At 69.8% G+C, this 22,873-nt stretch carries 14 protein-coding genes and 1 pseudogene; 7 read left to right on the top strand and 8 right to left on the bottom strand.

Annotated features, from left to right (window positions below):
* The gene (locus ACFVW6_RS08535; protein WP_378824908.1) at positions 1 to 3,939 is read right to left on the bottom strand and encodes a DUF2126 domain-containing protein; all 3,939 of its coding nucleotides are present in this window, start codon (positions 3,937 to 3,939) and stop codon (positions 1 to 3) included.
* A 147-nt stretch (positions 3,940 to 4,086) separates the two neighbouring features.
* Between ACFVW6_RS08535 and ACFVW6_RS08540 the strand changes: the two genes are divergently transcribed.
* Complete coding sequence (locus tag ACFVW6_RS08540; protein WP_378824906.1) at positions 4,087 to 4,728, top strand: hypothetical protein; 642 nt, start codon at positions 4,087 to 4,089, stop codon at positions 4,726 to 4,728.
* On the opposite strand, the gene recR is transcribed toward ACFVW6_RS08540, so the two are convergent.
* Together recR and ACFVW6_RS08550 are read right to left on the bottom strand one after the other, a co-directional pair.
* Positions 4,725 to 5,333, bottom strand: a complete 609-nt coding sequence (gene recR / locus ACFVW6_RS08545) for a recombination mediator RecR (RefSeq protein ID WP_019044526.1) — start codon at positions 5,331 to 5,333, stop codon at positions 4,725 to 4,727. The genes ACFVW6_RS08540 and recR overlap by 4 nt on opposite strands.
* Positions 5,333 to 5,650, bottom strand: coding sequence for a YbaB/EbfC family nucleoid-associated protein (locus ACFVW6_RS08550; RefSeq protein ID WP_378825692.1), 318 nt, complete (start codon positions 5,648 to 5,650; stop codon positions 5,333 to 5,335). The genes recR and ACFVW6_RS08550 overlap by 1 nt, the downstream gene beginning before the upstream one ends.
* Before the next feature lie 251 nt (positions 5,651 to 5,901).
* Between ACFVW6_RS08550 and ACFVW6_RS08555 the strand changes: the two genes are divergently transcribed.
* The 3 genes from ACFVW6_RS08555 to ACFVW6_RS08565 are packed head-to-tail and all read left to right on the top strand — an operon-like array spanning position 5,902 to position 7,690.
* The gene (locus ACFVW6_RS08555; protein ID WP_378824903.1) at positions 5,902 to 6,468 is read left to right on the top strand and encodes a hypothetical protein; all 567 of its coding nucleotides are present in this window, start codon (positions 5,902 to 5,904) and stop codon (positions 6,466 to 6,468) included.
* A 44-nt stretch (positions 6,469 to 6,512) separates the two neighbouring features.
* Complete coding sequence (locus tag ACFVW6_RS08560; protein ID WP_378824901.1) at positions 6,513 to 7,343, top strand: MerR family transcriptional regulator; 831 nt, start codon at positions 6,513 to 6,515, stop codon at positions 7,341 to 7,343.
* The gene (locus ACFVW6_RS08565; RefSeq protein ID WP_378824899.1) at positions 7,340 to 7,690 is read left to right on the top strand and encodes a VOC family protein; all 351 of its coding nucleotides are present in this window, start codon (positions 7,340 to 7,342) and stop codon (positions 7,688 to 7,690) included. The genes ACFVW6_RS08560 and ACFVW6_RS08565 overlap by 4 nt, the downstream gene beginning before the upstream one ends.
* A 1-nt stretch (position 7,691) precedes the next feature.
* Here the strand turns inward: ACFVW6_RS08565 and ACFVW6_RS08570 are convergent, their stop codons facing one another.
* Positions 7,692 to 8,126 (bottom strand): SRPBCC family protein, encoded by a 435-nt coding sequence (locus ACFVW6_RS08570; protein ID WP_355280994.1) that lies wholly within the window; start codon positions 8,124 to 8,126, stop codon positions 7,692 to 7,694.
* A 175-nt stretch (positions 8,127 to 8,301) separates the two neighbouring features.
* Between ACFVW6_RS08570 and ACFVW6_RS08575 the strand changes: the two genes are divergently transcribed.
* Together ACFVW6_RS08575 and ACFVW6_RS08580 are read left to right on the top strand one after the other, a co-directional pair.
* Positions 8,302 to 9,738 (top strand): FAD-binding oxidoreductase, encoded by a 1,437-nt coding sequence (locus tag ACFVW6_RS08575; protein ID WP_357346601.1) that lies wholly within the window; start codon positions 8,302 to 8,304, stop codon positions 9,736 to 9,738.
* Positions 9,735 to 11,051, top strand: coding sequence for a class I SAM-dependent methyltransferase (locus ACFVW6_RS08580; protein ID WP_365009725.1), 1,317 nt, complete (start codon positions 9,735 to 9,737; stop codon positions 11,049 to 11,051). Before ACFVW6_RS08575 ends, ACFVW6_RS08580 begins: the two co-directional genes overlap by 4 nt.
* Before the next feature lie 46 nt (positions 11,052 to 11,097).
* On the opposite strand, the gene ACFVW6_RS08585 is transcribed toward ACFVW6_RS08580, so the two are convergent.
* Positions 11,098 to 14,625, bottom strand: a complete 3,528-nt coding sequence (locus ACFVW6_RS08585; RefSeq protein WP_378824896.1) for a protein kinase — start codon at positions 14,623 to 14,625, stop codon at positions 11,098 to 11,100.
* Positions 14,626 to 14,878: 253 nt separating this feature from the next.
* On the opposite strand from ACFVW6_RS08585, the gene ACFVW6_RS08590 reads away from it, so the two are divergent.
* Positions 14,879 to 15,754 (top strand): exodeoxyribonuclease III, encoded by an 876-nt coding sequence (locus ACFVW6_RS08590; RefSeq protein ID WP_378824893.1) that lies wholly within the window; start codon positions 14,879 to 14,881, stop codon positions 15,752 to 15,754.
* A gap of 74 nt (positions 15,755 to 15,828) precedes the next feature.
* Here the strand turns inward: ACFVW6_RS08590 and ACFVW6_RS08595 are convergent, their stop codons facing one another.
* From ACFVW6_RS08595 to ACFVW6_RS08605, 3 genes and pseudogenes are all read right to left on the bottom strand, one after another.
* A complete protein-coding gene (locus ACFVW6_RS08595; RefSeq protein ID WP_378824891.1) occupies positions 15,829 to 17,979 on the bottom strand; it encodes a 3-hydroxyacyl-CoA dehydrogenase NAD-binding domain-containing protein in 2,151 nt (716 codons plus the stop codon).
* A 39-nt stretch (positions 17,980 to 18,018) separates the two neighbouring features.
* Positions 18,019 to 19,233: an acetyl-CoA C-acetyltransferase gene (locus ACFVW6_RS08600; RefSeq protein WP_355281002.1), complete on the bottom strand. Its 1,215-nt coding sequence runs from the start codon at positions 19,231 to 19,233 to the stop codon at positions 18,019 to 18,021.
* 1,892 nt (positions 19,234 to 21,125) lie between these two features.
* Positions 21,126 to 22,679, bottom strand: a pseudogene (locus ACFVW6_RS08605) (DNA polymerase III subunit gamma and tau); the annotation flags it as partial.
* Between the last annotated feature and the right edge of the window lie 194 nt (positions 22,680 to 22,873).

A 22,873-nucleotide genomic window follows, 5' to 3' on the forward strand; every position in this document is an offset into this window, starting at 1 on the left:
CTACCGGCCGCCGGTCGCGCCCCACACGGTTCGCGCGCGACGTAGATCCAGGATGCCCGGTGCACCGACATCGGTCGACTGCGCCGCGATCTTCGCACGGAGTTCGGCCGGCTCCATCGGATTCACGGTGTGTCCCGCCGCTTCGAAGCGGCGGTTGCGCCGGGACTGGGCCGCCACCGCGTTCACGGGGGCGTCGTCGAAGGCGCGACCGCCGGGGTGCACGACGTGATAGGTGCAGCCGCCGTGCGAGAGCCCGGTCGCCGCGTCGACCAGGTCGAACACCAGTGGCGCGTCCACGGTGATGGACGGGTGCAGCGAGTTCGGCGGCTGCCAGGCGCGATAGCGCACGCCGGCGACCTGCACGTCGGCCTTGTCGGTGGTCAGCAGCGGCACCGGCATGCCGTTGCAGGTCACCACGTACCGGCCGCGATCGGCGCCGACCACCCGCACCTGCAACCGTTCCACCGAGGAATCGACATAGCGGGCCGTGCCCTGCCCGGTGGTCTGCTCGCCGAGGGTCAGCCACGGCTCGATCGCGCCGCGCAACTCCAGTTCGACATCGCCGATCACCGCGGTCCCGATCCGCGGGAAACGGAACTCGGTGAACGGGTCGAGCCAGCTGGTGTCGAAGTCGATGCCGTGCGCGCGCAGATCGGCCGCGACCTCGGCGATATCGCTCATCAGGAAGTGCGGCAGCAGGTAGCGGCCGTGCAGGTTGGCGCCGTGCCGCAGCAGCGGCGCCCGGTACGGCTGGTCCCAGAACATCGCGACCAGGCCGCGCACCAGCAGCGACTGCACCATCGCCATCTGGAAGTGCGGCGGCATCTCGAAACCGCGCAGTTCCAGCAGACCGAGCCTGCCGCGCGCCGAATCGGGGCTGTAGAGCTTGTCGATGCAGAACTCGGCGCGGTGGGTGTTGCCGGTGAGGTCGGTCAGCAGGTGCCGCAGGGCGCGGTCGATATGCCAAGGGGCGGATTGGATCTCGGCCGGAGTGGCGTCGCCGAGCGCCTGTTCGGCGGTGAGCCGGGCGATCTCGGCGAAGGCGATCTCGAGTTCGTAGAGCGAGTCCTCGCGGCCCTCGTCGGCGCGCGGGGCCTGCGAGGTCGGCCCGACGAAACGGCCCGCGAACAGGTACGACAGCGCCGGATGCCGCTGCCAGTAGGTCAGCATCGACACCAGCAGGTCGGGCCTGCGCAGCAGCGGCGAGCGCGCGGGCGTCACCCCGCCCAGGGTGATGTGGTTGCCGCCGCCGGTGCCGCCGTGGGTGCCGTCCACGTCGAACGACTCGGTGCTCAGCCGGGCCAGCCTGGCCTGTTCGTAGAGGGTGTTCAGCACCTCGGCCTGTTCGGCGAAGGAACTGGTCGGCATGATGTTCACCTCGATCACACCGGGATCGGGGGTGATCGAGAACGTTTGCAGCAGTGGATCGTTCGGCGGGGCGTAGCCCTCCAGCACCACCGGCTGCCCGATCGCGACGGCGGCGGATTCCACCCGGGCGATCAGATCGAGGAAGTCGGCCAGCTCGCCGACCGGCGGCAGGAACACGTGCAACCGGCCCTCGCGCACCTCGGCGACGAGCGCGGTCGTCGGCGTGAAATGCGCGGGCTCCACCTGAGCGGGCGGTTCGTCCCGCTCCGGATCAAGCGGCCGCTGGTACAGCGGGTCGGCCTCGGGCAGCACCGGCGGCGACAGCCACGACACCGAACCGATCGGCAGCCGCAGGCCCGCGGGCGAGTCACCCTCGGCGAGCACGATGCGTCCCGGCCCGTCCTCGTCGCGACCCCGTCGCAGCTGCCAGTCGGCACTCGCCCAGCCCGCGCCGTCGGCCCGGCGATGAATCGGCAGCACGAAGGCCGCGGGCTCGTTCACCGCCTGATCCAGGCTCTCCACCAGCCGCTGCCGCACCTCGGGCGAGTCTTCCTCAGGGTCGATATCGGCGGGCGGCGGATCACCGTACGGCGCGGACACCGTCGCCGCCAGCCGGGCCAGCGGGTCCTCGAAGGCGGGCCGCACCTGCCCGGCGGGCAGTCCGAGCGTGTCCGCGATCCGGGCCACCAGATGCCGCGCCGCATCGATATCGGCCGCGGGCTGCCGATCCACCAGCACCCCCGCCGCATTCAACGGCTGCGTATCAGCGGCCCTCACCCCCGCCTTCTTCCGCGCCCGCTTCCCCTTCTTCTTCTCTTTCGGCTGCTTGTCGGTCTGCTTCTTCCCCTTGGCCGGCTTCCCGACCTCGACCAGCTCAACGGCCTCCGCCGTTTCCACGGACCCCGCGTGGTTCCCGACCTCGGCCTCTTCCGCGACCTCCGCCGAGATCCCGGACTCGGTCGCGTCAGCGACCTCAGCCACATCAGCACCGATCAACTCGGCGGCCGCGGTCGAGTCGGCGAGGGCGGGTCGCTCCCCCAGCCCGGCAAGCCCTGCGGTCTCGACCTCCGAACCGGGCGCTGCCACACCTCCAGCCTCGGCCAGATCAGCGGACTCGAGCAGGTCGGCAGGCGCGGCCTGCTCGGCGGCCTCGGCAGACCCAGCCGAGTCGACGGGCGCGACCAAGTCGGCAGATTCGGCCATCTCGACGGGCTCCGCCGGGTCCGCTGACTCGACCGGCGCGACGGGAACCTCGGCGATCGCCGGTTGGGCCGACAGCACGCGCTGGGCGACCGGGGTCCACGGGTCGGCGAGGAGGTCCTGGCGGCGCCAGATCGGTTCGCCGTCGGCGCGCCAGGCGATGGCGATCTCCCAGCGCGGCAACGGTTCTCCGGGGTACCACTTGCCCTGGCGGTACTGGACGATGCCGGTGGGGGCGTAGAGGGAGCGCAGGCGGTCGGCCAGGTCGACGGCGCGCTCGCGTTTGTGCGGGCCGTCGGCGTCGGTGGTCCACTGGGCGCTCATCTGGTCGTCGATGGAGACGAAGGTGGGTTCGCCGCCCATGGTCAGGCCGACGTCGGCGGCCGCCATTTGCTTGTCGATGGCGGCGCCGGAGGCGGTGATCCGCTCCCACTGGGAATCGGTGTAGGGCAGGGTGACTCGCGGGTCCTCGTGCACCCGGCGCACCACATTGCTGAATTCGAGGGTGGCCTCGGTGATCCCGGTCGCGCCGGTGATCGGGGCGGCGGCGCCGGGATGCGGGGTCGCGGCGAGCGGGATGTGGCCTTCGCCGGCGAACAGTCCGGAGGTGGGATCCATGCCGATCCAGCCCGCGCCCGGCAGGTACACCTCGGTCCAGGCGTGCAGATCGGTGAAGTCGGCGCTCGGCCCCGACGGCCCGTCCAGCGACGGCGTATCCGAGGTCAGCTGCACCAGATACCCGGAGACGAACCGCGCGGCCAGCCCGAGTTCGCGCAGGATGCCGACGAGCAGCCAGGCCGAGTCCCGGCAGGACCCGAGCCGGGTGCGCAGCGTGTGATCGGGCGACTGCACGCCGGGCTCCATCCGCACTGTGTAGTCGACGGTGTTGCGCAGCGCGTAGTTCAGCTCGACCAGGTAGTCGATCGAGCGGATCCGCCCCTGCGCCCGGTGCACCCGCACCCAGTCCTTCAGCAGCTCCCCCGGCCCCGAGCCGGGCTCCGCCTCGTCGACCGGGCGCAGGTACGGCTCCAGGTCCGCGGCCAGCGCCGCGGGATAGTCGAACGGGAAGTACTCGGCGTAGTCCTCGACGAAGAAGTCGAACGGGTTGACCACCTCGAGATCGGCGATCAACCCCACGGTGATCGACAATTCCTTGGTCGGCTCCGGAAACACCAGCCGCGCAACGAAATTACCGAACGCGTCCTGTTGCCAGTTCACGTAGTGCGCGGCCGGCGACACCTGCAGCGAGTACGCCTCGATCGGTGTCCGCGAATGCGGCGCCGGCCGCAACCGCACCTCGTGCGGATGCACCTCGACGAGACGGTCGAAGGAGTACGCGGTCCGGTGCTCGAGTGACACCTTGATGCCCATGCACCCAGTTGACCACAGACCACCCGCGCGGCGGGGCGTGACGAAACCGGAGTTTCCCGACGGGCATCAGGTCGAAACCCGCAGGCAACACAGCCGCACCAAAGGCTGCCGAACCAGCACGAACCGACCGACCCGTAGGCTGACCGGGTGAGCTACGACCACATCCTCTTGCCGTCCGGCGTCGCCACCTCCGTCGACGAGGTGGACACGTACCTGGCTGCCCAGGAAGGTCAGCCGGAGTCCGCGGAGATCGTCGAGATCGCGACCGAACTGAACGCCCGCAACGCCGAACTACCGGTGGACGACTCGTTCCTGAACGTCGAGTCGGTCGGCGGCGCGAACGGGACGACGCTCTATGTTCCCTCGCCCTACGACGCGATCGGCTTCGTCCGCAATCTGCTCTTCGACCTGGCCACCCCGCGCGGCTACGCCGTCTACGACCCGCAGCTGACCTGGCTGATCGACCCGGCCGGGCACGTGCCGATCGCCGTCACGCACGGCGGCGCCGGCGAATTCCCGTATCTCACCGAGGAACTGGCGCGGCGCTGGGTCGCCGGACTGGCCGACCCGAACCCGTACCTGATCGTCGAGCGCGGCGAGCAGCGCTACATCCAGACCTACCGCGACCCGAGCGGCCCCTACACCCTGGAGTACCGCGACGGGTCCCCGGACCAGCACTTCGGCGCCACGATCGACGATCCGGCGCAGGTCGCCGACATCATCTGGGCCTGGACCACCGAGGACCCCGCCGCGGGCAAGGGCGTGGACTGGACCCGCGTCGAGTTCTAGAGCGCCCGCCGGCCCGACAGCGCGCGGCCCAGCGTCAGCTCGTCGGCGAACTCCAGGTCGCCGCCCATCGGCAGGCCCGAGGCCAGCCGGGTGACGGTGAGCCCGGGGAAATCGCGCAGCATGCGCACCAGGTAGGTGGCCGTCGCCTCGCCCTCGGTGTTCGGGTCGGTCGCGATGATCACCTCGCTCACGTCGACGCCGTCGTCCTGATTGCCGATGCGGGTCAGCAGTTCCCTGATCCGCAGCTGATCGGGTCCGACGCCGCTGAGCGGATCGAGCGCACCGCCGAGCACGTGGTAGCGACCACGGAACTCGCGGGTGCGCTCGATCGCCTGCACGTCCTTGGGTTCCTCGACCACGCAGATCATCGTGCGGTCGCGGCGCGGGTCGGCACAGATCCGGCACAGCTCACCGTCGGCGACGGTGCCGCACGACACGCAGAACTGCACGCCGTCGCGCACCTTCTGCAACGCGGCCTGCAACCGGTCGATCTCCGGCGGCTCCACCTGCAGCAGGTGGAAGGCGATGCGCTGGGCGCTCTTCGGACCGACGCCGGGCAGCTTGCCCAGCTCGTCGATCAGATCCTGGACCGGACCCTCATACATCAGAAGTCGGGCAGACCGGGCAGCGAACCGCCACCGAGTCCCTGCGAGAGCGGGCCGAGGCGCTCGGCGGCCAGCTTCTGCGCGTTGGCCATGGCGTCGTTGATCGCGCCGATCACCAGGTCCTGCAGGCCGTCGACATCGGACGGATCGACGACCTTCGGGTCGATCGTGAGCGCGGTGACCTCACCGCTGACCTTGATGGTCGCCGCGACCAGACCGCCACCGGCCTGACCCTGCACTTCGGACTCGGCGAGCTCGGCCTGGGCCTGCATCACGGCCTGCTGCATCTGCTGGGCTTGGGCGAGCAGGGCCTGCATATCGAACTGACCACCATCGGGTTGCACAGCACGTCCTCTCAGAAGTTTCGTCCGCGTCAAGCGTAGTCCTCACGCGCCGCCGGGATACTCCCACACCCGCCCCGGCGATGGCGCATACCGACCGGGCCGTTACCCGTGACCTGCTCGGTAACAGGTTGATTGCTGCCTGTCCGCGATGAGACCCGTCCGGGGACTCGTGCCTAGGATCGAGCCTGGGTCGGGACAGGGTTCAGCAATCCGAGGGAGAACTGATGAGTGTCATTCGCGCGTCCTTGATCACCGCCACGCTCTCCGCCGTCGGCCTGCTCGTTCTGCCCACGGCGCCCGCGTCGGCCGGCCCTGGCACGGAGCTCACCGACTACGGTCGCGGCTGTGTCGTCGACCCCGGCAATTCCGCGGTGACCCTGGATTCGCTGCGTTTTCGCTGCAGCGTCACCCAGCAGGATCAGATCTACCGCGACGCGCGCGAGGGCGCGGTGCCGACCGGCGTCACCAACGGTTGGCTGACCCGCCCGCCGCAATTCGAACCGATGGCGGCGTCGCTGTGGATCGGCAAGGTGTTCCGCACCGGACCCGACGGCGGCAACCTGACCAATCGCGTCACCAGCGCGGGCATCGAGGCCTTCCCGGCCGACGTCTACCGGGCGGCGTCCATCCTCGACGGCGGCCCGACCTGGGCCCTGAACTACGCGCCGTCGCCGACACCGCAGGTCTACGACGAGATCCGCGAGATCAGTCCGGGCGTCTGGTTCGGCTACTCGTGGTGGCGGGAGGGCGACTGGCCGCTGATGGCGGCCTTCGTGCTCGCCCCCGCGTGAGTCGTTGTTGACCCTCCCCCGGCTGGAGGGTGTTGGCTGATCTCATGACAGCCACCGTGGCGATCGGCGAGTTCGCCCGCCTCACCCATCTGAGCGTCAAGACGCTGCGCTACTACCACGAGATCGAGCTGCTGGCCCCGGTCGCGGTGGACGCGGGCACCGGCTATCGCCGGTATTCCACCGACCAGGTCGAGACCGCGCACCTGATCCGCAGGCTGCGCGATCTCGACATGCCGCTGCCCGATATCCGCACCGTGCTCGCCGCGGCCGAACCCGCCGACCGCGACGCCACCCTGCGCGCCCATCTGACCAGGATGGAAGCCGAATTACAGCGGACCCGCGACGTGGTCGCCTCGCTGCGCGCGCTGCTCACCGTGCCCGCGCCGCCGCTGCGGGTGGACTACCGGGTCGAGCCCGCGTTCACCGCGCTCACCCGCACCGAATCGGTCGACCGCGACGCGATCGCGCCGTGGTGCGGCACCGCGTTCGAGCAGCTCTACGTGAGCCTGCTCGCCGCGGGCGTGACGCCGGGCGGGGTCGCGGGCGCGACCTATTCGACCGAGTTCTTCACCGAGGCGGCCGGCGCGGTCACCGCGTATGTGCCGCTGCCGCCCGGCACGGCGCTGATCGCACCCGACGGGCTCGCGATCACCGAGTTCCCGGCCCGCCGCTTCGCCATCGCCGTGCACACGGGCGCGTTCGAGGACTTCGACCGCACCTACGGCGCGCTCGGCAGCCACGTCGCCGAGCACGACACCGTTCTTCCCGACGAACCGGTCCGCGAGCGCTATCTCGTCGGACCGGACATCACCGATAACCCGGCCGACTACCGCACCGAAGTGTGCTGGCCGATCACCGAAGGAGAAATCCGATGACTCTCGCCCTCGGCAACGTCACGTTCGACTGCGACGACGCGAACACCCTGGCCGAGTTCTACGCCCAGCTGCTCGATCGCCCCGTCGACCCGGAGGCCTCCGCGGCCTTCGCCACCGTCGGCCAGACCTCGGGCGCCTCGCCCGTGCTGATGTTCGTCCAGGTGCCGGACAAGACGCCGGGCAAGAACGTCGTGCACCTGGACTTCCACTCCGCCGAATGGCGTAACTACGTCGAGCGCGCGATCAGCCTGGGTGCCAAGCACGTCGGCGACTTCGACGAGTACGGCCAGCAGTGGGTCACCCTCGCCGACCCCGAAGGAAACCTCTTCGACATCGGCAAGGAGTGAGCTAGGCCAGTTCGCGGGCCAGGTTGGCCAGCACCTCGGCCTGGATCTTCTTCAGGCCGAGCGGGGCGAAGATGCCCTCGAAGATGCCCGAGACGCCGCCGGCGCCGGTCCAGGTGGTGCGGAGGGTGACCTGGGCGCCCGCGCCGTCCGGGGTGACGGTCCAGGTGTTGACCATCGAGGAGTTGGCGTCGCGCTCGGTGAGGATCGAGTCCGACACGGTGACGCTCGCGCGCACGTTGCGCGAGCGCTTCTCGGTCGCCTGCAGCGTCCACTCCACCACGGTGCCCGCGCCCTTGCCGCCCTCGACGACCTTGTAGTCGCGGTAGTGCGAGGAGAGGATGCGCGGGCGGATCGTCTCGTAGTCGCCGATCGCTTCGAGCGTGCGCTGCGGATCCGCGGCGACGACGATCGAACTGCTGGCGCTGACCTGTCCCACTGTTGACTCCTTGTCGGGGGTGCGATATCTCGACCGGGTTACATCCTGCCCTGTGCCTCACCGGATCGCCCGACCAGGTTGGGCGAAAGGGAAACATGTGCGTGACATTTCATCGTGGCGGGGCGGTATTCGGTAGCCCGACGGACACGGTCGTACTAGCGTCGATGACGTGGCAGTGAGTCTTTTGGGTAGGGCCGGCCACGAACCGGCCGCACGCGAGTCTGGATATGCCGCGCACCGGGAGGGTGTGGAGCGACTGCTGGCAAGCTATCGCGCCATTCCACCCGGCGCCGTCGTCCGCTTGGCGAAGAAGACGTCGAACTTGTTCCGGGCCAGGGCGGCCACCACCGCGCCCGGCCTCGATGTGTCGGGCCTCGGGCGGGTGATCGCGGTGGACCCGGAAGCGAGAACCGCCGATGTCGCCGGCATGACCACCTACGAGGACCTGGTGGCGGCGACGCTGCCCTACGGTCTGGCGCCGCTGGTCGTCCCGCAGCTCAAGACCATCACGCTGGGTGGTGCCGTCACCGGTCTCGGCATCGAATCCACGTCGTTCCGCAACGGCCTGCCGCACGAATCCGTGCTGGAAATGGACGTGCTGACCGGTTCCGGCGAGATCGTCACGGTGAAACCCGAGGGCGAGACCGCCGATCTGTTCCGCGGCTTCCCCAACTCCTACGGCACGCTCGGCTACACGGTCCGGCTGAAGATCGAGCTCGAACCCGTCAAGCCGTATGTCGCGCTGCGCCACGTGCGCTTCCACGACCTGCGCGAACTCGAAGCCGAGCTCGAGCGCATCGTCACCGAGCGCAGCTACGACGGCGAGCAGGTCGACTACCTCGACGGCGTCGTGTTCACCGCGACCGAGAGCTACCTCACCCTCGGCAGGCAGACCGACGAACCGGGCCCGGTCAGCGACTACACCGGCATGGACATCTACTACCGCTCGCTGCAGCACGCCGACGGCGTGAAACGCGACCGGCTGACCATCCACGACTACCTGTGGCGCTGGGACACCGACTGGTTCTGGTGCTCCCGCGCCTTCGGCACGCAGAACCCGAAGATCCGCCGGTTCTGGCCGAAGGCGTACCGCCGCAGCAGTTTCTACTGGAAGCTGGTCGCCCTCGACCGCAAATACCACATCGGTGACCGCCTGGAGGCCCGCAAGGGCAATCCACCACAGGAACGGGTGGTCCAGGACATCGAGGTGCCGGTGCACCGCACCGCCGATTTCGTCGAATGGTTCCTGAAGGAAATACCGATCGAGCCGATCTGGTTGTGCCCGTTGCGGTTGCGTGAGACCGCCGGCGACCCGGCGGGCGAGCGGCCGTGGCCGCTGTACCCGCTCGAACCACGGCGCACCTACGTCAACGTCGGGTTCTGGTCCGCCGTCCCGACCGTGCCGGGACAACCGGAAGGAGCGGCCAACCGCGCGATCGAGCAGACGGTGTCCGAATTCGACGGGCACAAGTCGCTGTACTCGGACGCCTATTACGCCGAGGACGAGTTCGCCGAGCTGTACGGCGGCGCGACCTATACCGAACTGAAGAACCGTTACGACCCGGACCAACGACTGCTGAATCTGTATTCGAAGGCGGTGCAACGCAAGTGACGACATTCAAGGACCGATCCGAGGTATTCGCCGAGCTGGGAACCCGGCTCACGATCGCCGAGGTGTTCGAGACGCTCATCGACGGGGACATCCCGATCCGGCTGACCGCCTACGACGGCAGCGCCACCGGGCCGGAGGACTCGCGGTTCACCCTCGACATCAAGACGCCGCGCGGCATCAACTACCTGGCCTCGGCCCCCGGTGACCTCGGCATGGCCCGCGCCTACATCGCGGGCGACATGGTCGCCGACGGCGTGCACCCCGGCGACCCCTACGAGATCCTGAAGGCCATGCAGGCGATGAAGTTCCATCGCCCGTCGGCATTGTCGCTGGTCACCATCGCCCGTTCGCTCGGCTGGGAGCGGCTCAAGCCGATCGCGCCACCGCCACAGGAGACCCTGCCCCGCTGGCGCCGGATCGCGCTGGAGGGCCTACGCCACTCCAAGACCCGCGACGCCGAGGCGATCCACCACCACTACGACGTCTCGAACACGTTCTACGAGTACGTCCTCGGCCCCTCCATGACCTACACCTGCGCGGTCTACGGCGAGCCCGACTGGACCCTGGAGCAGGCCCAGGAGAACAAGTACCGGCTGATCTTCGAGAAGCTGCGGCTGAAGGAAGGCGACCGGCTGCTCGACATCGGCTGCGGCTGGGGCGGCATGGTCCGCTACGCGGCCCGGCGCGGCGTGAAGGTCATCGGCGCCACGCTCTCGGCCGAGCAGGCCGCCTGGGCGCAGCAGAAGATCGAGGAGGAGGGTCTCGGCGAGTTCGCCGAGGTCAGGCACAGCGACTATCGGGACATCCCGGAGGGCGAGTTCGACGCGGTCTCCTCGATCGGCCTCACCGAGCACATCGGCGTGCACAACTATCCGTTCTACTTCGGCTACATCAAGGACAAGCTGCGCGACGGCGGCCTGTTCCTCAACCACTGCATCACCCGGCCGGACAACACCCGCACCACCAAGGCGGGCGATTTCATCGACCGCTACGTGTTCCCCGACGGCGAGCTGATCGGCTCGGGCCGGATCATCTCCGAGGTCCAGAACATCGGCCTCGAAGTTCTGCACGAGGAGAACCTGCGCGAGCACTACGCGCTCACCCTGCACGAATGGTGCAAGAACCTGGTCGAGAACTGGGATGCCTGCGTCGCCGAGGTCGGCGAGGGCACCGCGAAGGTGTGGGGCCTGTACATGGCGGGTTGCCGGCTGGGCTTCCAGCGCAATGTGGTGCAGCTGCACCACGTGCTCGGGGTGAAGCTGGACAAGAACGGCAGCTGGGACGTCCCGCTGCGCCCGTGGTGGCAGCCGTAATCCGAGCCTGAGCTCGGGTGCGTGGCCGCGCACCCGAGCCATCGGCTCAGACCAGGAGCTCGTCGAGGAAGTGGCCGGGCACCTCGGCCAGCAGTGGATGCGGTTGTCCCTCATGGGATTGCGTGCGCAGGACGTGCAGCAGTCCGACGACCCCCGGCCCCGCGTCGAGCAGCGGCCTGGTCCAGCCGAGGTCGGCGCAGGTGCGCAGCACCGGCAGGACCAGTCCGGTCGCCTCGCCGACCCAGCCCGCCGAGGCCAGGCACTCGGCGAGCAGCAGCGTGGCGTCCAGTTCCGCGCGCGGACGGGACTGATCGAGCAGCCGCGCGTAGAGCACCCGCGCGTGCCGGGCGGCCCGGTCGTCGGCCCGCAGGCGCTGTTCGGCCAGCAGCGTCCTGATCTCGGCGAATTCGCGCGCCTCCGCGATGAGTACCGCCGCACCGGACTTGGACCGCTTGCCGTTGCCCGACAGGTCGGTGGCGAACTGGTCGGTGCCGTCACCGGCGGGCAGACCGAGGCGCGAACGCTCGGCCCGCACCTGCGCGTCGAGCCGGGCCAGCCCGTTCGCCGCGGCCACCCGCGCGCCCTCGGCCAACCGCGCCGACGCCGTGTACTGGTCACCGAGCGCGGCCTTCACCCGCGCGCCGATCACGAAGGTCGCGACCAGGAAGTCGACCGGTCCGACCCGGGTGACCAGCTCGTGGCTCTCGTCGAGCAGCCGGTCGGCCAGGTCCAGGTCACCGCGCCGATAGGCGACCTCGCCCAGCAGCGCGGCGGCCACCCGCGCGGCGTCCGAGCGCGGCCCGGCCCGGTCCCGCGCCGTGTCGTAGGCCAGTTCGAAACACTCGGTGGAGGTGGCGATGTCGAGCTGCTCGTAGGCGGCGGCACCGCGCGCGCACAGGCCGAAGACCGGGCCGAGCGGGTCCTTGGACCGCACGTGATACTCGACCGCCCAGTCCTGCATCTCGGTCGCGCCCACGAAATCGAACTCGCACAGCCGGACGAACGACACCAGGTTGGCCGCGGTCGAGACCGTCCACGCGGGCAGCTCGTCGGGCGACTCCAGGCAGGCGGCCAGCTTGTCGGCCACCCCGTCGAGGTCGTCGTGCGCGACCCGGTCGGCAGCCTCGAGCACCGTTGCCGCGCAGCGCTGTTCGGCCAGCTCGGGTTCGCCGCCGCCACCGCGCGCCAGCAGGTTCGACAACCGGCCCAGCGCGGTGCGCGCGGTGCTGGTCTCCTGCAGGTTCATATTCGCCCGCGCGACCGCCATCAGCAGCTTGGAGCGGGAAGTCACCTGCTGCACCGGCAGTTTCGAGACGCTGCCGAGCAGCGTCGCCAGCCGGGACCGGTCGATCAGGTCCATGCCGCCGCTCTCCAGCAGGTCGGCGGCGAGCTTGAGGTCGGTGGCGGCCAGCGCGTGGTCGACCGACTTGCGCAGCAGCTGATGCTCGGCGTACCAGCGAGCCGCCTTGCGGTGCAGCACCTTCGCGCGACCGGGGTGTTCGCGTTCGAGCCGGGCCCGCAGGTACTCGGCGAACAGCGGCTGCATCCGGTACCACTCCGGGTCGTGCTCGATCCGGTGCAGGAACAGCTCACGCTGTTCGGCCTGTTCGAGCAGGGCCGCGCCGTCGGGGACGTCGGCGAGCACGGTGGCCAGCGAGCCGTTGACCCGCTCGACCACCGAGATGGCCATCAGGAACTCCAGCAGCTCCGGCGCGATACTGTCGAGAACGTTCTCGGCCAGGTACTCGCGCATGCCGTGCCCGCCCTCGGCCAGCGAGCTGAGCAGCTGGACCGGGTCGGCCTTGCCGCGCAGGGTCAGGCTCACCAGCTGGATGGCGGCGGGCCAGCCCTCGGTGGCGGTGTGGATCTGCTCGACCTGCTCGTCGGTGAGCGCGAAACCGTTGCGCTCCACCAGGATCTGGCGGGTCTCGGCCTCGGTGAGGCGCAACTCGGCCGGGCCCAGCTCCACCAGTTCGTCGCGCACCCGCAGCCTGCTGATCGGCAGTCCGGACTGGTCGCGGCTGGTCACCACGAAACGCACATGGTGGCAACCGTTGTCGAGCAACGCCGCCATCGCGCGGTGTACGCCGGGGTCGCGGACGCGGTGCCAGTCGTCGACGACGACCACCACGCTGCGATCGCTGGCGTGGATCTCGTCGATCAGGGTGGCGATCACGAAGGCGGACGCGTCGGCGGGACGTTCCTCGAGCACCTGCTCCAAGCCTGCGCCGACATCGGGACGCACCCGGCGGATGGCCTCGATCAGGTGGGCCAGGAACCAGATCTCGCTGTCGTCGTCCTGGTCGACGCCGAGCCAGGCCACCGGGATGTCCCTGGCGACCAGGTCGGCCCGCCACTGCGCGGCGACCGTGCTCTTGCCGAACCCGGCGGGCGCGTGCACCAGCGCCAAGCGGCGATTGCCCCCCGCGCGCAGCACGTCGAGCAGCCGCTGGCGCGGGAACGGCTCGCGGGCCGGGGTCGGCGGCCGGAACTTGGTGGCCGCGGTGGGCGGGAAGGTGCCGGTGGATCCGCCGCCGCCACTGCGCAACGGCACCGAGGCGCCCGCGGGTTGCAGGGTGAGCGGCCAGCTGCGCCGGGCGGTGACGGCCTTGAGCGCCTCCGGGGTCCCCGCGTCGATCTCGGCGGGCTCGGTGTCGAGCAGGGCCATCTCGTCGGGCATCTGGCCGTGCGCGCGCTGCACCTCGCGCAGCATCTCGCCGAACTCGTAGGCCGAGGCGGGCCGGTCGGCCGGATCCGGGGACATCGCCGCCTCGATCACCGCGGCCACGTCGTCGGGGATGTCCTGGGCGCGCAGGTCGGGCACCGGCTGGGTGGTGATCCGCAGGAACTGGGCGACCACCTTCTCCCCCGCCTGCCGTTCGAAGGCGGCGTGCCCGGTCAGCAGGGCGAACAGGGTCGCGCCCAGCCCGTATATATCGGACTGAACGGTTGGTTCTTCGCCCTTGAGTACCTCGGGCGCGGTGAACGCGGGCGAGCCGGTGATCAGGCTGCTCGAGGTCTGGAAGCCACCGGGGATGCGGGCGATCCCGAAGTCGGTGAGCTGCGGTTCGCCGTACCCGCTGATCAGCACGTTCGCCGGTTTCACGTCCCGGTGCAGAATCCCGGCCCGATGCGCCGATTCGATCGCCGCAGCCAGCTTCACCCCGGCGCGCAGGGTGTCGGCCCAGGTCAGCGGGCCGCGATCATGGATGAGACGTTCGAGCGAACCCCGCGAGCAGTACGGCATCACGATCAGCGGCAGCCCGGTCGCGGTCACGTCGACCTGCAGGATGTCCACGATGTTCGGGTGGCCGGAGAGCCTGCCCATCGCCTGTTCCTCGCGCAGGAACCGCTCGCGGCTCTCCTCGTCGATCTCCGAGGACAGCACCTTCACCGCGACCACCCGGTCCAGCGCGGGTTGCAGACACCGGTAGACCACGCCGAATCCGCCGCGCCCGATCTCCTTGGCCCCGGTCAGGCCCATGGCGTCGAGCTCGGCGATCACGGTCTCGTCGACCTCGCCGGGAGCCTGCTGGCGCTGCGTGTTCGCTATGCGCGTCTGCTGCGGATCCATGTGACCACCTCACACATCGAATCGGCGTCACCGGCGTATCGGTCGGCGTGCGACCTATCGGGCGCGCGCCCGAATATCCGCACATATCCAAGCTAGCGCGATATGGCATCCATCGGGTGGAGATTCGATGCTGTGGCGGCCACGGTTGGCCGACACCGGAGTTCGGCGCCGCGCCATCGTCGGCGAGCGTCGGCCGGTGACCAGGGCGGTCCCGGCGCCTCGGGCGGTGCGCGGCTCCGGCACAGTGTTGCGCATGAGTTCGCCGGTCGTCGATTCGTTCACTGTCGCCACGTTCAATGTCAACGGGATTCGCGCGGCGCGGCGTCGTGGGTTCGACACGTGGCTGCGGGCTCGGTCGGCCGACGTCGTCGCGCTGCAGGAACTGCGTTGTCCCGCCTCGGAAGTGGGAACTTTTCCGGGCTACTCGGCCGCTGTCGACGTCGGTTCCGTGGCAGGCCGGAACGGGGTGGCGGTGCTGACGAGAGTTCCCGCCGCCGCGGTGCGGACATGGGTGACCCATCCACCCAAGGCCCGCGGACTCGGCGAGTTCGCCACGCAGGGCCGCTACCTCGAGGTCGACCTGGCCGACCGCGCGGTGACGGTGGCCTGTCTCTATCTCCCGAAGGGCGGGCTGCCCGCGCATCTGCAGCGTCCGGGATCGATGCGTGAACAGCCCGACGGCGGTCTCAAATACGAGCGCAAGCACCGGTTTCTCGCGGCGTTCGCCCGGGAACTGTGCCGGAACCGACTCGCGGCACTCGCGTCGGGACGCGAGTTCCTCCTCGCCGGCGACTTGAACATCGCCCACACCCAGCACGACGTGACCAACTGGCGTGCCGCGCGCACGATGGACGGCTTCCTGCCCGCCGACCGCGAGTGGTTCGGCACGGTGCTGGGCACCCGCAGGCTCGTCGACGTGGTGCGGCAGGTGCACGGCGAGCGGCCTGGCCCGCTCACCTGGTGGAGCTGGGCGGGCCAGTCGTTCGTCAAGGATGTGGGCTGGCGGGTGGATCACCAGCTCGCGACACCGAACCTCGCCCGGCTGGCCACGGCCGTCGCCGCGGACAAGGAATCGTCACCCGGCGAGCGGCTCTCCGATCACGCGCCGCTCGTGGTGACCTACGGGTGACCCAGCCCGACACGGCGGAAGCCCGCCACCGCGAACGGTGACGGGCTTCCGGTCCGGCCGGAGCCGGGTGCCGCTTACTTGCGCAGCGAGGCCGGGACCTCGAAACGCGGGCCGAACTTCTTGGCCAGCTCGTCCGCACGGGCCACGAAGGCCTCCTGGCCACCGGGGTAGCCGACGATGAACTGGTGCGAGCCGCCCGACCAGGCCGGGAAGCCGATGCCGAAGATCGAGCCGATGTTCGCGTCGGCGGTGCTGGTCAGCACGCCTTCGTCGAAGCACTTCTGGGTCTCGATGGCCTCGGCGAACATCATCCGGTCCTTGAGGTCCTGGAAGGTGACACCCTCCGGGAGCTCACGCTGCGAGTTGTAGATCGAGCGCAGCTCGTCCCACAGGCCGGTGGCCTTGCCGTCGACGTAGTCGTAGAAGCCAGCGCCGCCCAGCTTGCCGGAACGCTTGTGCTCGTTGACCATCGAGTCGATGACCTCGGCGGTCTTCGCGGACGCGGCGTTGAGCTCGCCACCGGCAGCAAGGATGGCCTCGGCGGTCTCCTTGTAGATCTTCTGCATGGTGGTGAAGTTCAGCTCGTCCGAGAGCTTCAGCGGCGCCGCCGGGTAACCGGCCTGCAGGCCCGCCTGCTCGATGGTGGACGGGTCGATGCCCTCGGCGACCATCGCGATGGCCTCGTTGATGAAGGTACCGATCACGCGCGAGGTGAAGAAGCCACGGCTGTCGTTGACGACGATCGGGGTCTTCTTGATGGCGAGGGTGTAGTCGTACACCCGGGCCAGCGCCTCGTCGGAGGTCTTCTCGCCCTTGATGATCTCCACCAGCGGCATCTTGTCCACGGGGGAGAAGAAGTGGATACCGATGAAGTCCTCGGAGCGCTTCACACCGTCGGCCAGCAGGGTGATCGGCAGGGTCGAGGTGTTCGAGCCGAGCAGCGCGTCGGCGTCGACGATGTCCTCGATCTCCTGGAAGACCTTGTTCTTGAGCTCGGGGTTCTCGAACACGGCCTCGATCACGAAGTCGACGCCCTTGAAGTCGGCGGCGTCCGCGGTCGGGGTGATGCGGGCCAGCAGCGCGTCGGACTTCTCCTGGGTGGTCTTGCCACGGGAGAGGGCCTTGGCCTCGATGGCCTCCGAGTACGCCTTGCCCTTCTGGGCGGCTTCGAGCTTGACGTCCTTGAGGACGACCTCGTAGCCGGCCTTGGCGGAGACGTAGGCGATGCCCGCGCCCATCATGCCGGCGCCGACGACACCGATCTTCTTGATCTCACGCTTCGGCACGTCCTTCGGACGCGAACCGCCACCGTTGATGTGGTTCAGGTCGAAGAAGAACGCCTGGATCATGTTCTTCGCGACCGGACCGGTCAGCAGGCTCGTGAAGTAACGGCCCTCGATGGTCAGCGCGTTGTCGATGTCGACCTGCGCGCCCTCGACCGCCGCGGCCATGATGGCGCGCGGGGCGGGCATGTTGGTGCCCTTGATCTGCTTGCGCAGGTTGGCCGGGAACGCGGGCAGGTTCGCCGCGAAGGCCGGGGTGGACGGGGTGCCGCCGGGGATCTTGAAGCCCTTCTTGTCCCACGGCTGGGCCGCCTCGGGGTTGGCCGCGATCCACGCCTTGGCGGCGGGCAGCAGCTCCTCGACCGAGGACACGACCTCGTCGATCAGGCCGATTTCCTTGGCCTTGGTGACGCGGTGACGCTGACCCTGCAGCAGCACCTGCATCAGCGCGCCCTGCAGGCCGAGCATGCGCACGGTGCGGGTCACGCCGCCGCCACCGGGCAGCAGGCCGAGGGAGACCTCGGGCAGGCCGATGGCCGAGCCCTTGACGTCGGCCGCGACGCGGTAGTGGGTCGCCAGCGCGATCTCCAGGCCACCGCCGAGGGCGGCGCCGTTGATGGCGGCGACGACCGGCTTGCCGAGCTGCTCGAGGCGACGCAGCGGGGCCTTCACGCGGGTGACCATGTCCATGACCGCAGCCGCGTCCTCCGGGCCGACCTGCATCATGTTCTTCAGGTCGCCGCCGGCGAAGAAGGTCTTCTTGCCGGAGGTGAGCACGACACCGGTGATGTCGTCCTTCTCGGCCTCCAGGCGGTCGACGGTCGCGGCCATCGAGTCCAGGTAGGCGTCGTTCATGGTGTTGGCGCCCTGGCTGGGGTCGTCGATCGTCAGGACGACCACGCCGTCGGCGTCCTTCTCCCAGCCGATGATGTTGTCAGTCATAAGTTTTCGTTCTCTCCTATGAGAAGTTTCGGCCGGGGATCAGACGCGCTCGATGATGGTGGCGACACCCATGCCGCCGCCGATGCACAGGGTGACCAGGCCGTAGCGCGCGTTGCGGCGCTCCAGCTCGTCGACCACGGTGCCGGTGATCATCGCGCCGGTGGCACCCAGCGGGTGGCCCATGGCGATCGCGCCGCCGTTGACGTTCAGCTTCTCGTCCGGGACGTTGAGGTCCTTCTGGAACTTCAGCACCACGGAGGCGAACGCCTCGTTGATCTCGACGAGGTCCATGTCCTCGATCGTCAGACCGGCCTTGGCCAGCGCCTTCTTGGCGGCCGGGGTCGGACCGGTCAGCATGATGGTCGAGTCCGCACCGGAGGTGGCGGTCGCGACGATGCGGGCCTTCGGGGTCAGACCCGAGTTCTTGCCCGCTTCCTCGGAGCCGATCAGCACCAGGGCGGCGCCGTCGACGATGCCCGAGCTGTTGCCACCGTGGTGGACGTGGTTGATCTTCTCGATGTAGGTGTACTTCTGCAGCGCGACGGCGTCGAAGCCACCCATCTCGCCGATGCCGGCGAAGGAGGGGTTCAGCTTGCCCAGGTCGGCGGCGGTGGTGCCGGGACGCATGTGCTCGTCGTTGTCGAGCACGACGAGGCCGTTCTGGTCCTTGACCGGGACGATCGACTTGGCGAAGTAGCCGCCGGTGGTGGCCTTGGCGGCCAGCTCCTGCGAACGCACCGCGTAGGCGTCGACGTCATCGCGGGAGAAGCCCTCGATGGTGGCGATCAGGTCGGCCGAGATGCCCTGCGGCACGAAGTAGCCGTCGTAGTTGGTGGCCGGGTCGAGCGCCCACGAGCCGCCGTCGGAGCCCATCGGCACGCGCGACATGGACTCGACGCCACCGGCGATGACGAGGTCGTCGAAGCCGGAGCGAACCTTCTGCGCAGCCAGGTTCACGGCCTCGAGGCCGGAAGCACAGAAGCGGTTGAGCTGGAAGCCACCGACGGTGTCGGGCAGACCCGCGATGGTGACGGCGACACGGGCGATGTCCATGCCCTGGTCACCGACGGGGGTGACGACGCCGAGGATGAGGTCCGAGATCTGGTCCTCGTCGAGGTTGGGGAAGCGGCCACGCAGCTCCTGGATCAGACCAACAGTCAGATCGATCGGCTTGACCGAGTGCAGCGAGCCGTTCTTCTTGCCGCGGCCGCGCGGAGTGCGGATGGCCTCGTAGATGTAGGCCTCTGTGGTCATATCGGAGTGTTTCCTTCCTTGGGGTGCGGTGGCCGCACGAACGCCACGACCAACTGTCTCGACGCCGTACAAATCCGGCAGCGCCGACGGAGCACAGAGCCATGCTCCATCCGGCGATTCCGGCCACCCGTTCATACTACCGTGGTGTGCGAACTCCGGTTAACTTAACGTGGTCGAGCCGGTGGCTGTCAACCATCCAGACTCTTCGCTCCGAGCTCGTCTCGCAGCAACGCCAGAGCGACCTCGTCCGGGTCTTGCCGATCGCCGGGAGCCACCGGCTCCGCGGCGGCGGCCAGCATCTCCTGCTCCTCTTCCGGGGTCGGCGGCGCCAGCACCGCGTCGCCCGGCCTCGAACCGTGCCCGGAATCGCCACCGGACCGGCTCGAATCGGGCCCGTACCCCGTATCGGGGCCGGGGTCGTCGGGAAGGTCGGGGAAATCGGGCGGCGGGATGTCGTCGTCGGCGGCCCGCTTGGCCTGACCCGCCTGATTGCCGTTGGCCTGGCTGGGCCGGGAGAACTTGGGCCGCCCCGCCGGCTTGGCCTCACCCTGACCCGCACCGCGCGCCGGAGCACTCGCCGCCTTCGCCGCCGGACGTGGCGCGGGCGCACCCGTCTCCCAGCGCACATCCAGCTCGCGGCCGAGCACCGCGCGCACCGCCGACCGCACCGCGTCGATATTGCGCGGATCCGACAGCCGCTGCGCCAACGGCGGACTCTGATGCGCGAACACGATCACGTCACCCTCGGCCCGCGACACCGCCGCCCCCGACAGCAGCGCCTGCAAGGTCGGCCCGAACTCCCGCACCTTCCCCTTGATCTCCGCCCAGGCCCCGTCTACCAGGGCGACGAGGTCCTCGCGCGGCGCGGCGGCCGGTTGCGGAGCGACATTGGGCTCCGGTCGCTGCGCAGCGACAGCGGGTTCGGGCTGGTGCGCGGCAGCAGGCTCCGGCCGATGAGCGGCAGCGGCCGACTCCGGTCGGTGCGCAGCAGCAGGCTCCGGCTGGTGCGCAACAGCAGGCTCCGGCTGGTGCGCAGCAGCAGGCTCCGGCTGGTGCGCAGCAGCAGGCTCCGGCTGGTGCGCAGCGATAGCAGGTTCAGGCCGTTGCGCGGCAGCGGTGGGTTCCAGCCGGTGGGCGGCAGCGGGATCCGGCCGTTGCGCGGCAGCGGTGGGTTCTGGCCGGTGGGCGGCAGCGGGATCCGGCCGTTGCGCGGCAGTGGGCTCCGGCCGCTGCGCGGCAGCGGGATCCGGCCGCTGCGCGGCAGCGGGATCCGGCCGCTGTGCAGCAGTGGGCTCCGGGCGATACGCGGCGCCGGGTTCAGACCGATGCACGTCAGCGGACTCTGATTGATGCGCGGCGCCGGAAGGTTCCGGCTGGTGCGCCGCGGCGGGTACCGGAGCGACGTCCGCCGCTCGCGACGCCGCGGGCGGGGATGCGACCGGTTCCGGCGCTGGGAAATCACCCGTCCGCGTGGGCGAATCACCTTGCGGTGCCGACGTTTCCGTTCCACGCGTGATTGCCGCACCAGATTGCGGGACAGCACCAGGCCCGGCGGGTTCACCCTGGCCGTTCGGCGCCAGGTCGGGATCTTGCCCGGTCACAGCCCCACCGGGGCGCTGCCCACGCGTATCGGCCGACGGCTCGACGAGTGCCGCCGGAGCGGACGCGGCATCCTGCTCGACCACCGAAGGCGCGTGCGAGGCAGTCGTTTCCGACCCGACGGCGGCGGACGGACGGTCACCGGAGGGCCCGGTCTGCACATTCGACTGGGCGGACGGCTGCGACGCAAGATCCTGCACCGGCGCCACGGTCGGGGCAGAAGCTTCCGATCCGCCTGCTGCGACCGAACCACCAAAAGCGGCCGATCCGCCTGCTGCCGCCGATCCGCCAGTCGCGGCCGATCCGCCAGTCGCGGCCGATCCGCCAGTCGCGGCCGGTCCACCAGTCGCGGCCGGTCCACCAGTCGCGGCCGGTCCACCAGTCGCGGCCGGTCCACCAGTCGCGGCCGATCCGCCAGCAGCGGCCGAACCACCAGCAGCGGCCGAACCACCAGCAGCGGCCGGACCACCAGCAGCGGCCGGTCCACCAGCAGCAGGACGCTCACGGTTTGGCGCGGACGGCACCGAACCGCCTGCGGCCGCTTCCTTTTCGGCGCGGGCGGCGGCCAGGAGTTCGGCACCGCGGCGACGGTTCTCGCCACCCGCGGGGCGGGGGGCCGGGGCGGCGGCGGGCGCGGCGGCGGGTTCACCGGCGGCGGGGCCGGGGCGGGCGGGGGCGGGAGCGATTGCGCCACCGGCGAATCCGCGCTCCAGGCGTTCCAGGCGCTGGAGGGTGGCGGATTCGGCGTCGGAGACCGACGGGAGGAGCATGCGGGCGCAGATGACCTCGAGCAGGAGGCGGGGGGCGGTCGCGCCGCGCATCTCGCCGAGGCCCTCGTGCAGGAGTTCGGCGTAGCGGGTGAGGGTGGCGGGGCCGAGACGTTCGGCCTGGTCACGCATGCGTTCCAGGACGTCGCCGGGGCCGGAGACCAGGCCGCGCTCGGCGGCGTCGGGGACCGCGCGCAGCAGGATCAGGTCGCGCAGGCGCTCGAGCAGGTCGACGGCGAAGCGGCGCGGGTCGTGGCCCGCCTCCATCACACTGTCGATGGTGCCGAACAGCGCGGCGCCGTCGTCGGCACCCAGCGCGTCGATCGCGTCGTCGATCAGCGCGACATCGGTGACGCCGAGCAGCGAGACCGCGCGCGGATAGGTGACACCCTCGGGCCCGGCACCGGCCAGCAGCTGGTCGAGCACGCTCAGGCTGTCGCGCGGGGAACCCCCGCCCGCCCGGATGACCAGCGGATACACCGCCTCCTCGACCGGCACGTGCTCCTGCTCGCAGATCTTGCCGAGCAGGCCGCGCATGGTCGCGGGCGGCAGCAGCCGGAACGGGTAGTGGTGGGTGCGCGAACGGATCGTCGGCAGCACCTTGTCCGGTTCGGTGGTGGCGAAGATGAAGATCAGGTGGGCGGGCGGTTCCTCGACGATCTTGAGCAGCGCGTTGAAGCCGGCCGTGGTGACCATGTGCGCCTCGTCGACGATGAACACGCGATAGCGCGACTCGGCGGGCGCGTAGAACGCGCGATCACGCAGCTCACGGGTGTCGTCGACACCACCGTGACTGGCCGCGTCGAGTTCGATGACGTCGAGATTGCCCGCGCCGCCCGGCCCGAGCGCCACGCAGGACGCGCAGACCCCGCACGGCGTGGAGGTCGGCCCCTCCACACAGTTCAGCGAGCGGGCGAGGATGCGCGCCGAGGAGGTCTTGCCGCAACCACGCGGACCGGAGAACAGATACGCGTGACTGATCCGTCCGGTATCCAGCGCCGTACTCAGCGGGTCGGTGACATGCTCCTGACCCACTACCTCAGCGAACGTCGCCGGTCGATACTTCCGGTACAGAGCCACGGCCCACAGGCTACCGCCGCACTGTGACATGTGGATGAGCGGCCGACGCGTCACCGTCTCGCCCGCATCCCGTCGCACAAACGTGATGCAGATCACAGTTCGAGTGCAGGTTCGGAGCGGGTGGGCAAACCCGGTCGACGAGGCGCTACGGCCGAGTTGTCGACTATTTCGCGCGCGGCGAATGCCCGAAGGAA

This window comes from Nocardia sp. NPDC058244 (assembly GCF_042882065.1).
Classification (GTDB): Bacteria; Actinomycetota; Actinomycetes; order Mycobacteriales; family Mycobacteriaceae; genus Nocardia.